This window comes from Escherichia sp. E3659 (genome assembly GCF_005781135.1).
In the GTDB taxonomy this organism is placed as follows: domain Bacteria; phylum Pseudomonadota; class Gammaproteobacteria; order Enterobacterales; family Enterobacteriaceae; genus Escherichia.
Window position 1 is genome coordinate 230310 of the sequence record NZ_VATQ01000002.1, and the last position, 15228, is coordinate 245537.

Genomic DNA, 15228 nt, shown 5'->3' on the forward strand with positions numbered 1-15228 from the left:
TTGCGAAAATTATCAAAAATAAGTCACAAACGGCGTCGGATCCGGAACGTTAATCGACGTTGACGCTTTCAATTGCGGCGTGCCGAGATAGAGAAAGCCGACAATTTTATCCTGCTCCCGACAACCGAACGCCTCGCGCACCACCGGACTTTCGGTTAATGCGCCACTGCGCCAGATGCCGCCAAAGCCCTGGGCAACCGCCGCCATTTGCATCGCCATAACCGCGCAACCCGCAGACATCTCCTGCTCCCAACGCGGGACTTTATGATTTTCTTCACATTTCGCCACCACGGTGATGATGAGCGGCGCACGGAACGGGGCATTACGGGCTTTGTCGATAGCTTTATCATCACTACCCGCAGCAATTTCACCCTGTTGCAGCACGGTACTGAAACGTTCGCGGCCTTCCCCTTCAATCACAAAAAAATGCCACGGTTGCATGGACTTATGGTCCGGTGCACGCATTCCGGCACGCAGGATATTTTGCAGTTGTTCGCCAGTCGGAGCAGGTTCAGCCAGACGTGAGGCGCTGCGGCGGTTGATCAATAGTTCGAGTGCATCCATTTGATTAACTCCTGTCATGATGTTTATTCACAAAATTAACACGAGAGTGGATTTTGTTACAGCACAGTCCGCGATTCCTGCTGACAAGTGCCGGTTGGGTCATTACGATAACCACATCTATTGCACCTGCAACAGGTGTGACCTTTAGTCTGGGAGAATACATGCGAACCCTTTGGCGATTTATTGCCGGATTTTTTAAATGGACGTGGCGTCTGCTCAATTTTGTCCGTGAAATGGTACTTAACCTGTTCTTTATTTTCCTCGTGCTGGTTGGCGTGGGGATCTGGATGCAGGTCAGTAGTAGCGATACCAAAGAAACCGCCGGTCGTGGCGCATTACTGCTCGATATTTCAGGCGTGATCGTCGATAAGCCCGACAGTTCGCAGCGGTTTAGTAAGTTAAGCCGCCAGCTGCTTGGCGCCAGTTCCGATCGTCTGCAGGAAAATTCACTGTTTGATATCGTGAACACGATTCGCCAGGCTAAAGATGACCGGAATATCACCGGTATCGTGATGGATTTGAAAGATTTTGCGGGCGGCGACCAACCGTCTATGCAGTACATCGGCAAAGCCCTGAAAGAGTTTCGTGACAGCGGTAAACCGGTTTATGCCATTGGCGAGAACTACAGCCAGGGGCAATATTATCTCGCAAGTTTCGCCAACAAAATTTGGCTGTCCCCGCAAGGCGCGGTTGATCTGCACGGTTTTGCCACCAACGGTCTGTACTACAAATCGTTGCTGGATAAGCTGAAAGTTTCCACCCATGTATTCCGCGTGGGTACGTATAAATCTGCCGTTGAACCGTTTATTCGTGATGATATGTCCCCGGCGGCTCGCGAAGCCGATAGCCGTTGGATTGGCGAACTGTGGCAAAACTATCTCAACACCGTTGCCGCTAACCGCCAGATCTCTGCCCAGCAGGTATTCCCTGGGGCGCAAGGGCTACTTGCTGGCTTAACCAAAACGGGCGGCGATACTGCGAAGTACGCGCTGGACAACAAACTGGTCGACGCGCTGGCAACGAATGCCGAAATTGAAAAAGCCCTGACTAAAGAGTTTGGCTGGAGCAAGGCTGATAAAAATTATCGCGCCATCAGTTATTACGATTACGCACTGAAAACTCCGGCTGATACCGGCGATAGCATCGGTGTCGTCTTCGCTAATGGCGCGATTATGGATGGCGAAGAAACTCAGGGGAATGTTGGCGGCGATACGACTGCGGCACAAATCCGTGACGCTCGCCTTGATCCGAAAGTGAAAGCGATCGTTCTGCGCGTAAACAGCCCTGGCGGAAGCGTAACGGCTTCTGAAGTGATTCGCGCTGAACTGGCAGCCGCCAGAGCCGCTGGCAAGCCTGTGGTTGTGTCAATGGGCGGTATGGCGGCATCCGGTGGTTACTGGATTTCCACGCCGGCCAATTACATTGTGGCTAACCCGAGCACCCTGACCGGTTCTATCGGTATCTTCGGCGTGATCACCACTGTAGAAAACAGCCTGGATTCGATTGGTGTACATACCGATGGCGTGTCTACATCACCGTTGGCAGATGTTTCCATCACTAAATCACTGCCGCCAGAAGTGCAGCAGATGATGCAATTGAGCATTGAGAACGGCTATAAACGCTTTATCACGCTGGTTGCTGATTCGCGTAATTCGACGCCAGAGCAGATTGATAAAATCGCCCAGGGCCATGTCTGGACCGGTCAGGATGCAAAAGCGAATGGGCTGGTCGATAGTCTCGGTGATTTCGATGATGCAGTTGCCAAAGCGGCTGAACTGGCAAAACTGAAACAATGGCATCTGGAATATTACGTCGATGAACCGACCTTCTTCGACAAGGTGATGGACAACATGTCAGGTTCAGTACGGGCGATGCTGCCAGATACGCTCCAGGCCATGCTGCCTGCGCCGCTGGCCTCGGTCGCTTCAACCGTTAAAAGCGAAAGCGACAAGCTGGCGGCCTTTAACGATCCGCAAAACCGTTACGCGTTTTGCCTGACCTGCGCCAACGTGCGTTAATTCCTGCAAATATGTGGCCGATATGCTGTCGGCCACACTCCTGAACCGGACTGTCTTTCACTCCCTCTCTCCACTACATTCCCTTGCTCATTTAGCATCTGATATGGAGTCATCAGTGAATAAGGCACCCTCTTTAATTGCCGCTATTGTCCTCGGACTGGGGATCAGCGCCTGTGGTTATTTTGTTGGCGATGGTGTTAAACATCTAAAAACCAACAACCGTTATGTGAACGTGCGGGGGCTTTCAGAAAAAGAAGTTCGCGCAGATACGGCTGAATTAACAATTGCTATCAACTTTAAGGGTAATGTTCCTGGCGAACTGTTCCCGAAACTTGAAGATGCGCAGAAAAAGATTGTTGCCGAATTCCACGCTCAGGGGATTAACGACAAAGAGATCAACGTGGGTCAATGGACAAGTAAGCGAACGGATGCCTTTTACCTCAAAGATGATCCGACGATGCCACGCTATAACGCTGACGGGTCTGTTACGATAAAAACGCATAACGTTGCTGCTGTCGAAAAAGTCGTCGCGAAACTAAACGACCTGCAAATCGCCACAGATGGCGCGATCGCTGATAGCAAAATCGCCTATCGCTTTAATGGTATTGGCGCAGTTCGCGCGGAGATGATTGCTGCCGCAACGAAAGACGCACGCAACGCAGCATTACAGTTTGCGACGGATTCAGGTAGTCAGGTGGGGTCCATTAGCGATGCGTCACAAGGCGTATTCCAGATCTTCGCCAGTGGCAGTGACGAAGATGATCCCTCGGCGATTAACAAAACGGTGCGCGTAGTCACGACCGTAACCTATGCGTTGCAGGATTAACCATTTTTCTCCGGCGGAACGCTAATCCCTCTGTTCCGCCGGACTTTTCTCATATCCACAGAGTATCCAGGTGCGCTCGCTGCCCCTCACGTATATACTTTTGCTCTTTCGGTATCATTCATATCAATATCATGCAAAAGAAATCAATTTACGTTGCCTACACGGGCGGGACCATCGGGATGCAGCGTTCCGAGCAGGGATATATTCCGGTGTCGGGCCATCTACAACGCCAGCTGGCGCTGATGCCAGAGTTCCATCGCCCGGAGATGCCGGATTTCACCATTCATGAATACACGCCGCTGATGGATTCTTCTGATATGACGCCAGAGGACTGGCAGCATATTGCTGAAGATATTAAAGCGCACTATGACGACTATGATGGTTTTGTCATTCTGCACGGCACCGACACGATGGCGTATACCGCCTCTGCGCTGTCGTTCATGCTGGAGAACCTCGGAAAACCGGTTATTGTGACAGGGTCACAAATCCCATTAGCCGAGTTACGCTCTGACGGACAAATCAATTTGCTGAATGCGTTGTACGTTGCGGCGAACTATCCCATCAACGAAGTCACACTCTTTTTTAATAATCGCCTGTATCGCGGCAACCGCACCACCAAAGCTCATGCCGATGGTTTTGATGCCTTCGCGTCACCAAATCTTCCGCCGTTACTGGAAGCGGGTATTCATATTCGCCGTTTAAATACACCACCCGCCCCGCACGGCACTGGTGAGCTGATCGTTCATCCGATTACACCACAGCCGATCGGCGTAGTGACGATTTATCCGGGGATTTCTGCTGACGTCGTACGTAACTTCCTGCGTCAACCGGTTAAAGCGTTGATTCTGCGATCTTATGGCGTGGGTAATGCGCCGCAAAACAAAGCATTCCTGCAAGAATTACAAGAAGCCAGCGATCGCGGAATTGTGGTGGTTAACCTGACACAATGCATGTCCGGTAAAGTGAATATGGGCGGTTATGCCACCGGTAACGCCCTCGCCCATGCCGGTGTTATTGGCGGTGCGGATATGACCGTAGAAGCCACGCTAACCAAACTGCACTACCTGCTCAGCCAGGGACTGGATACCGAAACCATTCGCAAGGCCATGAGCCAAAACCTGCGCGGCGAACTGACGCCGGATGATTAAGGAGACTGTAATGCCCCAACGCGCTCTGTTACTGGTCGATTTACAAAATGATTTCTGCGCTGGCGGTGCGCTGGCTGTTGCCGAAGGCGATAGCACGGTTGATGTTGCTAATGCCCTGATAAGCTGGTGCAAAGCGCGCGGTGAAGCGGTCGTCGCTAGTCAGGACTGGCATCCGGCCAATCACGGCAGCTTCGCCAGCCAGCAAGGTGTAGAGCCTTATACACAGGGTCAGCTCGATGGCCTACCGCAAACCTTCTGGCCCGATCACTGTGTGCAACACAGCGAAGGTGCGGCGTTGCACCCTCTGCTGGCGCAAAAGTCGATTGATGCCGTGTTTCATAAAGGCGAAAATCCTTTAGTTGACAGTTACAGTGCCTTTTTTGATAACGGGCGGCGGCAGAAAACCGAGCTCGATGGTTGGTTGCGCGACCATGAAATCAATGAATTGATCGTTATGGGGCTGGCTACGGACTATTGCGTGAAGTTTACCGTCCTGGACGCATTACAGTTAGGTTATAAGGTGAACGTGATTACCGATGGCTGTCGTGGCGTGAATATCCAGCCGCAGGACAGTGCGCACGCGTTTATGGAGATGTCAGTTGCCGGGGCAACATTGTACACGCTGGCAGACTGGGAAGAGACGCAGGGATAAAATTAGTCAGATCCATCTCTGGCCTACAATTCCTTAATTACATCGTAGGCCAGATAAACACACCAGCGTTGCATCTGGCAATTGACACAATCAGCGAAGATTCAATTCACACCAGAAATTCGTTCCAGCGACACCTTCCGCGTTTCGATGCCAAAAATGGAGAGGACCAGCGCACATAACACCAACATGACACCAAGCACCATAAAGACCGTTATCGAACCATAATGCGTTAATAACGCCGCGACGCCATAAGGAGTGAAGACCGCGACGATTCGTCCTACTGCATTAACAAATCCCGAGCCGCGCAGGCGTAAATGGGTTGGCCAAAGTTCCGGGATATACACCGCCGACGCGAAACAAACATACATATAAAGAAAGAAGATCATCACCAGGCCATAGCCTAAAATAGCCCATTCTGTAGTTTGTATTGAATATATATATCCCAACACAGCAATAATTATTAGCAAAGACGAGCCAAATAATCGGCGAGGAAAGTGATCAATAACTAACGCAGCTATAAATATTCCAACCGGAGCACCAATCATAATAACAGCGGTCATTAATATCGATTTATCAACATCAATACCAGAGTTAACAAATATGGTCGGTATCCATACGGTAATGGTATAAAGTGAAATGTTCATCGCAATTAAAACCGTAATCGCGACTAACGTGCGCCGCAACATCTCGCCTTTAAATAGCAACCAAAAAGTACCACTGATTTCATGACTCCGACTTTCGCTTTGCCTCAAAGCAAGTGGTGGTAGATGAATACCCTTCTCTTTTTCGATTTGCTGCTCTACTTCACGAAGTTGCCTCTCTGCTCCCGTGAATTGTCCAATACCCGCCAGCCAACGAGGCGACTCAATAAAATATTTACCAGAAAGTAACCATGCTAATATTATCCCAACGCCGCCCAGTAGAAACATTATGCGCCAACTGAAGAAAGCGATAACGACAACGCCAATCGCCGCAGACAACATGGGCGACCAGTTGCCGACAAATGAGAGTCGCGCGGACCATTTTCCACGAACCAGAGCGGGAATAAACTCAGTAAATGAAGCATAGCCAACCATAATCAGCGCCCCCATTCCTGTCCCCATCAGGAAGCGAAAGAAGATGAGCCAGTACATATCAGGGACGAAAGAAGCGCCTGTCGCCGCAATACCGACAATCAGAAGGTTTATGCGGAATGCCCGGCGCCGTCCACAGTAATCACCAATGAATCCGCCTGCAAGCGAACCGAGGAAATAACCAAACATCAATGCCGACGTAAAAGCAGCATTGAGGAAATTATTTGACCATCCATTGCTTACCAGCTTTGCTAAGACGACATTACCGGAGTAACTCAAAAACCCCGTTAATAACAGACTAAAACTTATAATTCCAAATATACGATAATGAAACCGGGCCAAAGGCAAGCGGTCCAGTCTTGCGCCAATTTGATCATATTGTTCCATTTGGTGCCTCGAATTTTGCTAAAAAAGGTAGCAATTGCGGCAAATTTACTTGCCGCATTTTTATCATCATTTTATTTCACAGGCGCTGGAACAAATAACATTGACAACGTGTGTTTAAGCTACCACACCAGCTGGATATTATTGTCTTTGCAAAATTCTTCCCATTCTGCACCCGGTGATTTATCAGTTATTATGTAATTAATATGACTAAAGTCAGCTAACTGGACAAAAGCTTTGCGATCAAACTTGGAGTGATCGACTAATAACGCGACTTCTGCCGCCTGGCGGATCATTGTCTTTTTGATTTCAGCTTCAGCTTCGTTCGAGTCCAGCGCGCCACTGTTAATATCAAGACCTTTACAACTCATCACCATAATATCGACGTGATAACGACTGATGATCTCTTTAGTAATTCGTCCTTGCAGAGAAAGCGTGTTTTTGTTCAGTTCCCCACCGGTTGAAACAACTTTAATTTCTGACTGAGCCAGAACATGAATGGCTTCCGCCGAGTTTGTCAGCAACGTCAGGTCACTACGGTCCTGTAACAATTTGAGCAATTCCATAACGGTACTACTGGAATCGGCTGCCATCGTCGTTTTATTGTCGATAAAGGGTAGTGCCTTGCGAGCAATAAGCTGCTTCTCTTCATAAAACGACGAAGCGCGCTTATAAAAATGAATATTTTCCGTCAACATCGCTGTATTTAAAACAGCGCCACCATAAGTTCTGGTCAAAAAGCCTTCATCTTCCAGCTTCTCAAGATCGCGGCGAATGGTTTCTTCGGTTACCTGAAAAATCGAGCTCAAATTCGAAACCGTTACTTTTTTATCGTTGGCAACCATCTGTTTAATTGCCTGAATCCTGTCTTTTGCCGCCACGATTACACCCCTGTCTCTTTTACATCACATTAGCGCGATTATCGCATAAGCGATGTTTACTTTCAAAATAACCTGTTTGAATCACAGATTTTCATCACAGTTTTCAAAGAAACAGAGGTGGATCGTGTGGGGTAGTTAACGCCCCAGGGCCTCTGCCATTCCCCTCATCAATATTGCATCAGCATCCGATAAGTTGATATTCAGTGCCGCCACGTTTTCCCGTACCTGTTCCGGCGCGGTTGCTCCACTAAGAATGGAGATTAAATCACTCTGTTTTAATATCCACGCCAGTGCCAGAGTAGGAATTGTGCACTGATAACGCGCACAAAGTGGCCGCCACTGTTCAAGCATATCAATCACTTTGAGCATGTTTTCACGCTGGAACCAAACTTTATTTGCCCGTGCTCCGCCCGGAATATAATCGCGAGTGATGGTACCTGTCAGCAGTCCCTGCTCTAACGGTGAATAGACCTGAGCCACAATGCCGTTATCCTGACATAGCGGCAGCAGTTCGTTTTCCATTGCCCGATCGAGGATGCTATATTTCGCCTGAATAATATCCAGCTCACCATATCGCAGATATTCGCGTATATGGTCAGCTTCGACATTAGCAGCGCCTATCGAACGAATCTTCCCCTCAGCCTTCAGTTCATTAAGTACTGCTACGGTTTCTGCAATCGGCGTAAAACAAGGCGGCACCGACTGCCAGTGCGTCATGTAAATATCGATGTAGTCAATGCCGAGACGTTGCAAGCTGGCATCGACTTCTTCGCGGATAGATTCAGGAGAGAGGTTTTTGTACAACTGACGATCGCCGACTTTGTTGAATAAACTGCCTTCTCGTTCCCAGACAATACCGCATTTCGTTTCGACGACAATTTGTTCGCGAGGCAATTGTTTTAACGCCTGCCCGACAATAACTTCACTATTCCCAAAGTTATATCCTGGTGCAGTATCAATCAGGTTAATCCCGCAACGATGAGCTTCAATAATCGTATCAATACAAATTTGCCGATCGAGATCGCCATTCCATGCAGGGCCACCGCCAATGGCCCATGTCCCCAACCCCATCCGAGAAAGCGTTATATCCGTTGTGCCTAAAGGTATCATTTTCATTTGCCTTCATTACCCTTCATATTCTTCCAGCAATTGTTCGACCAGCTTTCTGTTTTTCACACCGCTGGTGGCACCAACACTCAGTACCGATATAGCTGCCGTTGCATTGGCAAAGCGCGCGCATTCACGCAGTTCTTTACCTTCCAGCAGTGCCGCAATAAAACCTGAAGCAAAGTTATCGCCCGCGCCAATGGTGTCGATGGCCGTAATTCCCGCTACTGCTGGTACCGTCATCGTCATTTCACCACGCTTGATGTAACAGCCGTTTTTACCCGTCTTAATTACTACCGTTTTTACACCGCACTCAAGAAAGCAGTCAGCAATTTCATCCAACGTATCTTTCCCTGTGAGTAATTTTGCCTCAGCAAAATTTGGAAACAGATAATCGACATAACTCAATGCTTCGCAAATATCATCCAGCGTTTCATTCAACCGCGGTTTGATCATATCGGCACAAATGATCATCTGCCGGGCTTTCGCTTGCGTAAAAATTTCTGTTAGCGCTTTACCATCCAATAGAGGACTGTTGAAAATACTGGCCAGTGATAATAATTTCGCCTGAGGAAACCGCGCAAAATCAACATCGTCAATATTCAATTTCCACAGACTGCCGTTACGGTTCGTGACAAACGTCCGCTCGCCATCCTCCGTCACCAGTCCAACGTTAATAGATGTATCTATGGTGATATCCTGTTTCAGGCTTTGAATATCAATATTCTCTTTGCGACAATGGTCGAGAATAAATTGCCCTGCGGCATCTTTACCAATGCGGCTCATTAATGTCGTACGATGACCTAAACGAGAAATAATTGTTGCTTCATTTATTGCATCGCCCCCGGTGGTCATTGCGATTCTTTCAAGAGGATAAGAATCTACATCAAAGATATTTTTACTGACCGGTTGTAATGGAATATCAACAATAGCGGCACCTATACAAATAACATCGAGATTATCCATATCATCATTCCGCTTTGCCATCAGAACCAAACAGTTTAATTTTTTCCAATGCCCGTTCTTTTACGGCTTTACGCACTTCACGCTCTAAATGCAGGAAAGGCTGATCCTGGTTTTCTTTCACTGCCACCATTGCGGCCTGACACAGTTCCGTATGAATGTTGATTTTCGCGATACCCAACGAAATTGCAGTTTTAATGTCAGCATCACTGATCCCCGATGCGCCATGTAAAACCAGCGGAACAGAAACGGCATCGCGCACGCGTTTGACGACCTCAAAGTTCAATTGTGGCTCTGACGTGTAAACCCCATGCTGGTTGCCAATGGCGACAGCCAATGAGTCACAGCCCGTGCGTTCAACAAATTCTGCGGCCTGGTCAGGATCGGTATAGTGATAGCCCGCCAGCGCTTCCTCATAAACGGTTTCATTACCGACATGCCCTAATTCCGCCTCTACCGGAATACCCAGCGGATGGAAGAAATCAACAGCCTCTTTGGTTAAACGAATATTTTCTTCGAAATCAAACGCGGATGCATCGCGCATTAAGGAGTTCATTCCATGAGTCCAGGCGTTATGGATAATTTCCATACTCCGGCCATGATCCCAGTGGGTAATTACCGGTACCGTTGCTTTTTGTGCCATCGATACCATCATATGCGAGAAATCTTCGAATGAGGTATTTCCGACAAATCCCGTACCAAAGGAAATAATAACCGGTGATTTTGCTTCTTCTGCTGCGTCGATAACACCCATTAACATTTCAGCATTCCATACGTTAAAATGGGCAATTGCATAATGTTTATTAGTGGCATCGTTTTCCCAAAATCTGATATCTGCTAGCATATTCCGTTCTCCCGTAGTAATTAATCGCTAAGTTTAATAACGCCTTTAATAATGTCGCGTTTGTTGTTAACCGACTCTTCAAATGCCTGTTGTACATCCTGGTAATCGTAAATATGCGTTACCATCGATTTCACATCGAATCGCCCTGATGAAATAGCTTCAATCGTGACCGGATAACGGTTGGCATAGCGGAAAACCGTCTGGATGGTGACTTCGCGATTGATTTTGAGAAAGTTGATGGCCGAATCGCCGGGTACTGTGCCGACAATCATAATTTTTCCACCGCGCATCACCAAATAGGGAGCTTGTTTTACCGTTACCGCAGAACCCGCTGTTTCAAAAACAATATCTGCACCCATGTCTTCGGTAAATTGCTGACAGCACGCAATAGTGTCTTGTTTAGCGCCATTGATGACCATTGCCGCGCCAAGCTGTTCCGCCATTGCCAGACGTTTTTCCAGCACATCGACCACGGCAATTTCCGTTGCCCCGAGGCACTTGCAGGCTTGCAAAGTCATTAATCCAATACATCCCGCGCCCAGAATGACAATCTTTTTGCCAGGTTTAACATCTGCCAGCATGGCGGCGTGCATCCCGACCGCCGCAGGCTCCACCAGCGCCCCTTCCATCGTGTCCATGTTGTCAGGCAGTTTGTAAGTAAAGCTCTCCGGATGACACAGATAGTGCGTTAATGCACCACGGTAGTTCGGTTGCGTCGCCATAAAATCGACATCCGGGCAAATGTTGTATTTGCCTTCCAGGCAGTAACGGCAGTGGCCACAAGGAACGCCAGGTTCGATATTTACCCGATCCCCTGGTTTAAATTTACGCACGCGGCTTCCCACAGCCACAATCGTCCCCGCACATTCATGGCCCAGACCAATTTCCTGATTTGGGTCTTTAGGTGGAATAAACGGCCCTGATTCAAAACCATGTACATCTGAACCGCAAATACCGACATATTCCACTTTAATCAGCACTTCATCTTCTTTGGGTACGGGTATATCTGCAGCAATAATTTTCATGGTGCCAGGTACTTGTAATATTGCTTTTGAATTTTTCATTTCTCCCCCTAAAAATTATTTATTAGTCACAGCTTCAATACTTAGACTTTCAACCGAGACACCTTTGGTTTCAATTCCAATGGTGGCGATAGCAATTGCAACAATAATTGAAACAGCGCCAAGCAGGATAAATACCCCAGTAACACCATAGCTGCTTAGTAACACTGCGACGGCATAAGGTGCGGCAATACCACTGATCCGCCCTACTGCATTCGCCAGGCCCGAGCCACGCAATTTGGCTTCTGTCGGCCAGATTTCAGGTACATACACTGCCGAGGCATAGCAAACGTACATATAGACGAAAGTAATCAGGAAGAAACCAATCAACGTTATGAGCAACATACGGGTTTGCAGTGAATAGATATATCCGAGCACCGCAATCAGAATTAACAGCCCAACACCCATTGTTTTGCGCGGAATTTTATCCATCACCAGCATGGCAATAAAAATGCCAAACGGCGCGCCAAACATACTCATAGTATTTAAGACAATGGAGTCTTTTAAATTAATTCCCTGGGTCATGAATATCGTTGGCAACCAGTTAATTAACGTGTACTGCACAACGTTCATGGCAATAAGTACACAAGAGCCTAAAATAACCCGTCTCAGTAATACTCCCGTCAGTAAGGCAGAATAAGGCACCGCTTGTGGCGCTTTACCGTCATCAGCAATAACCACTGGCGGTAAGGGTTTACCCGTCTGGCGAATGACCCCTTCTTCAATGTTCCGCATGACTTGTTCTGCTTCCTGATACCGTCCGCGCGATTCCAGCCAGCGCGGTGATTCAGGAAAGTAACGCCAGGCCAGCGCGGTAGCGATAAGCGACAATATTGCGGGAATGAGCAGTTGTACCCGCCAGTTCCACTCGGCACTAATTAGCGGTGTAAGTCCCATCGCAATCAATGAACAGAGCGGATATGACCAGTTGCCAATAAATGAAACCCGACTGGACCACGTTCCACGATTTCTACCGGGCATATATTCGGTGAAGCCGGCAAACAGAGTAACCAGTAATGCCCCCAGCCCGACCCCCATCACAAAGCGGCAGGCAATCAAGAAATCCATATTTGGCGAGAAAGCGCCAATAACCATAGAGACAATATGAATGGCCTCATAGAGGATGAACGCGTTTCTGCGTCCGGTTTTGTCTCCGATAATGCCGCCCACCAGCGCACCGAGAAACATTCCGGCGGTCGTAATTGCCGAGAAGGTGGCGGTGGTGGAGTTATCTGTCCAGCCCAACGCTTTTAACTGCGCGAGAATCAAGCCTCCTACGGCATTACTCCAGCAGACAAGCAAGCCAAAAGCGACGACGGCAAACATTGATGAATGCCAGCGACAATCCGGTAAACGATCCAGCCGGGCGCCGCAATGCGGTTTTGTTATCTGTTCCATGCGATAACGTTCCTTCAGGAGAGTAGTTATTCATCAAAGTCGTAAGTCATAATCACTTTGATTGCGGTTTTATCGACCATCGCATCAAACCCTTCGTGCCATTGCGAAAGGCCGATACGATGCGTGATCATCGGTTTGACGTTGATAGCGCCGCTGGCTAATAGCCGGATAGCGTTACGCCAGGAGGTGGAGTCATAGGCCATATGCCCAATGATGCTTTTGTTCCATGCGGTAATGTCATTAATCGAGAAATCAAGAGGTTTGAAGCCCATTCCAACGCGTACCACTTCCCCATTCGGGCGCAGCATTTCGATGGCTTGTTTCAGTGCGATATTGGCACCGGAGCATTCAATCACCAGTCCGAGATTGTCTTTGCCACAAATTTGCTGGCAGCGCTCCACCACATCTTCGGTAGAACCATTTACTACTGCCGTCGCCCCCAGTTCTTTTGCAACCGGGAAGCGGACCGCCACATCTTCTTGCAGACCAACGACGACGATATTTACCGCCCCCATAATCCGCGCCATTTGTACAGAGAACAGCCCGAGCGGGCCAGTGCCGATGACGACCACATCCTGACCAGGAAGGAATTTCGATTGCTGCGCGATGGATTTGTAGGCATTACAGATAGGGTCAAGTACGGCTGCGTCCTCATAATCGACGCCATCGGGAATTTCCCACAGCGCATGGCGATGAATTTTGAGGATTTCGCCAGGAACCAGACAATATTTGGAAAAGCCACCGCCCCAGGTATTGTTATCCAGACCAAGATTCACTTTTTCTTTACAACACAGAAAATCACCTTGTTCACAGGCAGGACAAACGCCGCAAACATGACCACTGTTATCAGAGACGACGCGCTGCCCCACTTTCCAGTCTTTGACTTTTTCGCCAACCTGCGCAATTCGGCCAGCAAATTCATGGCCACGAATCGAGTTAAACTCATCTGAACCGCTATCAACGTTGTAGTGTTTCATGTCTGCACCACAGATAGCTGCGGCTTTAATTTCAATCACCACATCTTCCGGGCCACAAACGGGCCGTGGGACATCAATCATCTTGTAGCCGCCAAAGGCCTTGCCAAACCGAGCCAGTGCTTTCATTGCGTCATCCTCTGTGTTTTGTTTTGCTTAGATGACCATCATACTTACCCACATGATTTTTGAGGTCAACATTAAATCTTTAAAACACAGATAATGATCTGCGATTTACAACTTAGATCACAAATACGCAGAAAACCTGAGAATGGGTTACAGATTGATGGAAGGCGGTACGCAAAAGAGGGAAATTCAGCAGTGATCCCTACTTAACGAAAGAAAGGATTCAGGGATGAAAAATTCAGGGGGTTAATACAGACGTGAAGCTCCGGAAAGGTTTAAAGCTACAAATGAAATCGACGAGGGGTTGGACAATTAATTTCAGGCAATCCCCTTTATTAATTACCGGTAAAGGGGATAACTCCATCACTTAAACATAGCAATTGGCTTCGCCGTAATACCAAAATCTTCTTTCAGTTGCTGCTTGCTCTTCATCACCATCTGACCGTTGGTGTCGATGGTCATATGCTGCGCGTCGGTATTGTTTCGTGCTTGCCACAGCATAACCAGTTGCAGGCAGTTCTCTTTTTGTTGTTCGGTCAGCGCAACGCCATCTGGCCATTTCCCCAGTTCAACAGCGGTCGATAAACGCTGGTAAACCTCAGGCGTCATGCTGTTGATCATTTCATCAAGATTCATGATTTTTCCGCTCCTGTGGAATAAGTTGCTGAATCGTTTTTTCAACCGTTGATTTCTTCGCCATTTTCACCATCAGTGAAACGTAAAGAGGCTGAGTTAACACAATAACGTTCGCCTGTGGGCTGCGGCCCATCAGGAAAGACATGGCCAAGATGGGCATCACAGTTACCGCAACGAATCTCAATGCGCTGCATTCCATGTGACAAGTCTTTGATATAACGAATTGAATCTTCACTCACCGGTTCGTAAAAGCTCGGCCAGCCACAACCTGAATCATATTTAGACTGGGAGTGAAACAGAGGGGCATCGCAGATCAAACAGTGGTAAACGCCGTCGCGCTTATTGTGCAGTAAACGGCCAGTAAATGGCGGCTCCGTCCCGTGATTCTGTGTCACGTAAAACTGCATCTCGGACAATTTGTTTTTCATTTCGTCTGCCGAAGGTTTGTTAGCCATTTGCTCACATCTCACTTTAATCACGCTCACATCACGCGACCAATTCTAACAAAACATTAACACCAACTGGCAAAAATTTGTCCTAAACTTGATCTCAGCGAAATGGCAGCGCCTAAAT

15 protein-coding genes are annotated in these 15228 nt (G+C 48.1%); 4 read left to right on the forward strand and 11 right to left on the reverse strand.

Features of this window, described 5'->3' with window-relative positions:
- Positions 1–12 precede the first annotated feature (12 nt).
- Positions 13–564 carry an NAD(P)H nitroreductase gene (locus tag FEK47_RS01815; protein WP_135487683.1) on the reverse strand — a complete coding sequence of 184 codons (552 nt, stop codon included), beginning with the start codon at positions 562–564 and terminating at the stop codon, positions 13–15.
- A 161-nt stretch (positions 565–725) separates the two neighbouring features.
- Here FEK47_RS01815 and sppA point away from each other — a divergent pair, with 161 nt between their 5' ends.
- The 4 genes from sppA to pncA all read left to right on the forward strand — a co-directional run bounded on the left by sppA (position 726) and on the right by pncA (position 5208).
- Positions 726–2582: a signal peptide peptidase SppA gene (gene sppA / locus FEK47_RS01820; RefSeq protein ID WP_138183079.1), complete on the forward strand. Its 1857-nt coding sequence runs from the start codon at positions 726–728 to the stop codon at positions 2580–2582.
- Positions 2583–2697: 115 nt separating this feature from the next.
- Positions 2698–3408: an SIMPL domain-containing protein gene (locus tag FEK47_RS01825; RefSeq protein WP_130208358.1), complete on the forward strand. Its 711-nt coding sequence runs from the start codon at positions 2698–2700 to the stop codon at positions 3406–3408.
- Between the two features lie 131 nt (positions 3409–3539).
- The gene (ansA, locus tag FEK47_RS01830; protein ID WP_130218819.1) at positions 3540–4556 is read left to right on the forward strand and encodes an asparaginase; all 1017 of its coding nucleotides are present in this window, start codon (positions 3540–3542) and stop codon (positions 4554–4556) included.
- A 10-nt stretch (positions 4557–4566) separates the two neighbouring features.
- Positions 4567–5208 carry a bifunctional nicotinamidase/pyrazinamidase gene (gene pncA / locus FEK47_RS01835; RefSeq protein WP_135487682.1) on the forward strand — a complete coding sequence of 214 codons (642 nt, stop codon included), beginning with the start codon at positions 4567–4569 and terminating at the stop codon, positions 5206–5208.
- 101 nt (positions 5209–5309) lie between these two features.
- Here the strand turns inward: pncA and FEK47_RS01840 are convergent, their stop codons facing one another.
- The 10 genes from FEK47_RS01840 to msrB form a co-directional block, all read right to left on the reverse strand.
- Positions 5310–6668, reverse strand: a complete 1359-nt coding sequence (locus tag FEK47_RS01840) for an MFS transporter (RefSeq protein WP_135487681.1) — start codon at positions 6666–6668, stop codon at positions 5310–5312.
- Positions 6669–6787: 119 nt separating this feature from the next.
- A complete protein-coding gene (locus FEK47_RS01845; protein WP_130218813.1) occupies positions 6788–7546 on the reverse strand; it encodes a DeoR/GlpR family DNA-binding transcription regulator in 759 nt (252 codons plus the stop codon).
- 135 nt (positions 7547–7681) lie between these two features.
- Positions 7682–8662 (reverse strand): NADH-dependent methylglyoxal reductase, encoded by a 981-nt coding sequence (gene ydjG, locus FEK47_RS01850; protein ID WP_135487680.1) that lies wholly within the window; start codon positions 8660–8662, stop codon positions 7682–7684.
- Between the two features lie 9 nt (positions 8663–8671).
- Positions 8672–9619, reverse strand: a complete 948-nt coding sequence (locus FEK47_RS01855; protein ID WP_135487679.1) for a sugar kinase — start codon at positions 9617–9619, stop codon at positions 8672–8674.
- 4 nt (positions 9620–9623) lie between these two features.
- Positions 9624–10460, reverse strand: coding sequence for a ketose-bisphosphate aldolase (locus FEK47_RS01860; RefSeq protein WP_130223455.1), 837 nt, complete (start codon positions 10458–10460; stop codon positions 9624–9626).
- Between the two features lie 20 nt (positions 10461–10480).
- Entirely contained in the window at positions 10481–11524 is a 1044-nt protein-coding gene (locus tag FEK47_RS01865; RefSeq protein ID WP_135405802.1) for an NAD(P)-dependent alcohol dehydrogenase, read from the reverse strand.
- 15 nt (positions 11525–11539) lie between these two features.
- Entirely contained in the window at positions 11540–12919 is a 1380-nt protein-coding gene (locus FEK47_RS01870; RefSeq protein ID WP_138183080.1) for an MFS transporter, read from the reverse strand.
- 26 nt (positions 12920–12945) lie between these two features.
- Positions 12946–14022, reverse strand: a complete 1077-nt coding sequence (locus FEK47_RS01875) for a zinc-binding dehydrogenase (protein ID WP_135487678.1) — start codon at positions 14020–14022, stop codon at positions 12946–12948.
- A 360-nt stretch (positions 14023–14382) separates the two neighbouring features.
- Positions 14383–14655: a YeaC family protein gene (locus tag FEK47_RS01880; RefSeq protein ID WP_130208380.1), complete on the reverse strand. Its 273-nt coding sequence runs from the start codon at positions 14653–14655 to the stop codon at positions 14383–14385.
- Positions 14656–14696: 41 nt separating this feature from the next.
- Positions 14697–15110, reverse strand: a complete 414-nt coding sequence (gene msrB / locus FEK47_RS01885) for a peptide-methionine (R)-S-oxide reductase MsrB (RefSeq protein ID WP_135487677.1) — start codon at positions 15108–15110, stop codon at positions 14697–14699.
- Positions 15111–15228 lie beyond the last annotated feature (118 nt).

What these genes read in the sequence shown, in the direction of transcription:
- FEK47_RS01865 (WP_135405802.1), bottom strand. Translation starts at nt 11,524, where the DNA reads ATGAAAAATTCAAAAGCAATATTACAAGTACCTGGCACCATGAAAATT.
- FEK47_RS01870 (WP_138183080.1), bottom strand. Translation starts at nt 12,919, where the DNA reads ATGGAACAGATAACAAAACCGCATTGCGGCGCCCGGCTGGATCGTTTA.
- ydjG (WP_135487680.1), bottom strand. Translation starts at nt 8,662, where the DNA reads ATGAAAATGATACCTTTAGGCACAACGGATATAACGCTTTCTCGGATG.
- FEK47_RS01840 (WP_135487681.1), bottom strand. Translation starts at nt 6,668, where the DNA reads ATGGAACAATATGATCAAATTGGCGCAAGACTGGACCGCTTGCCTTTG.
- FEK47_RS01875 (WP_135487678.1), bottom strand. Translation starts at nt 14,022, where the DNA reads ATGAAAGCACTGGCTCGGTTTGGCAAGGCCTTTGGCGGCTACAAGATG.
- ansA (WP_130218819.1), top strand. Translation starts at nt 3,540, where the DNA reads ATGCAAAAGAAATCAATTTACGTTGCCTACACGGGCGGGACCATCGGG.
- msrB (WP_135487677.1), bottom strand. Translation starts at nt 15,110, where the DNA reads ATGGCTAACAAACCTTCGGCAGACGAAATGAAAAACAAATTGTCCGAG.
- sppA (WP_138183079.1), top strand. Translation starts at nt 726, where the DNA reads ATGCGAACCCTTTGGCGATTTATTGCCGGATTTTTTAAATGGACGTGG.
- FEK47_RS01860 (WP_130223455.1), bottom strand. Translation starts at nt 10,460, where the DNA reads ATGCTAGCAGATATCAGATTTTGGGAAAACGATGCCACTAATAAACAT.
- FEK47_RS01855 (WP_135487679.1), bottom strand. Translation starts at nt 9,619, where the DNA reads ATGGATAATCTCGATGTTATTTGTATAGGTGCCGCTATTGTTGATATT.
- FEK47_RS01880 (WP_130208380.1), bottom strand. Translation starts at nt 14,655, where the DNA reads ATGAATCTTGATGAAATGATCAACAGCATGACGCCTGAGGTTTACCAG.
- pncA (WP_135487682.1), top strand. Translation starts at nt 4,567, where the DNA reads ATGCCCCAACGCGCTCTGTTACTGGTCGATTTACAAAATGATTTCTGC.
- FEK47_RS01815 (WP_135487683.1), bottom strand. Translation starts at nt 564, where the DNA reads ATGGATGCACTCGAACTATTGATCAACCGCCGCAGCGCCTCACGTCTG.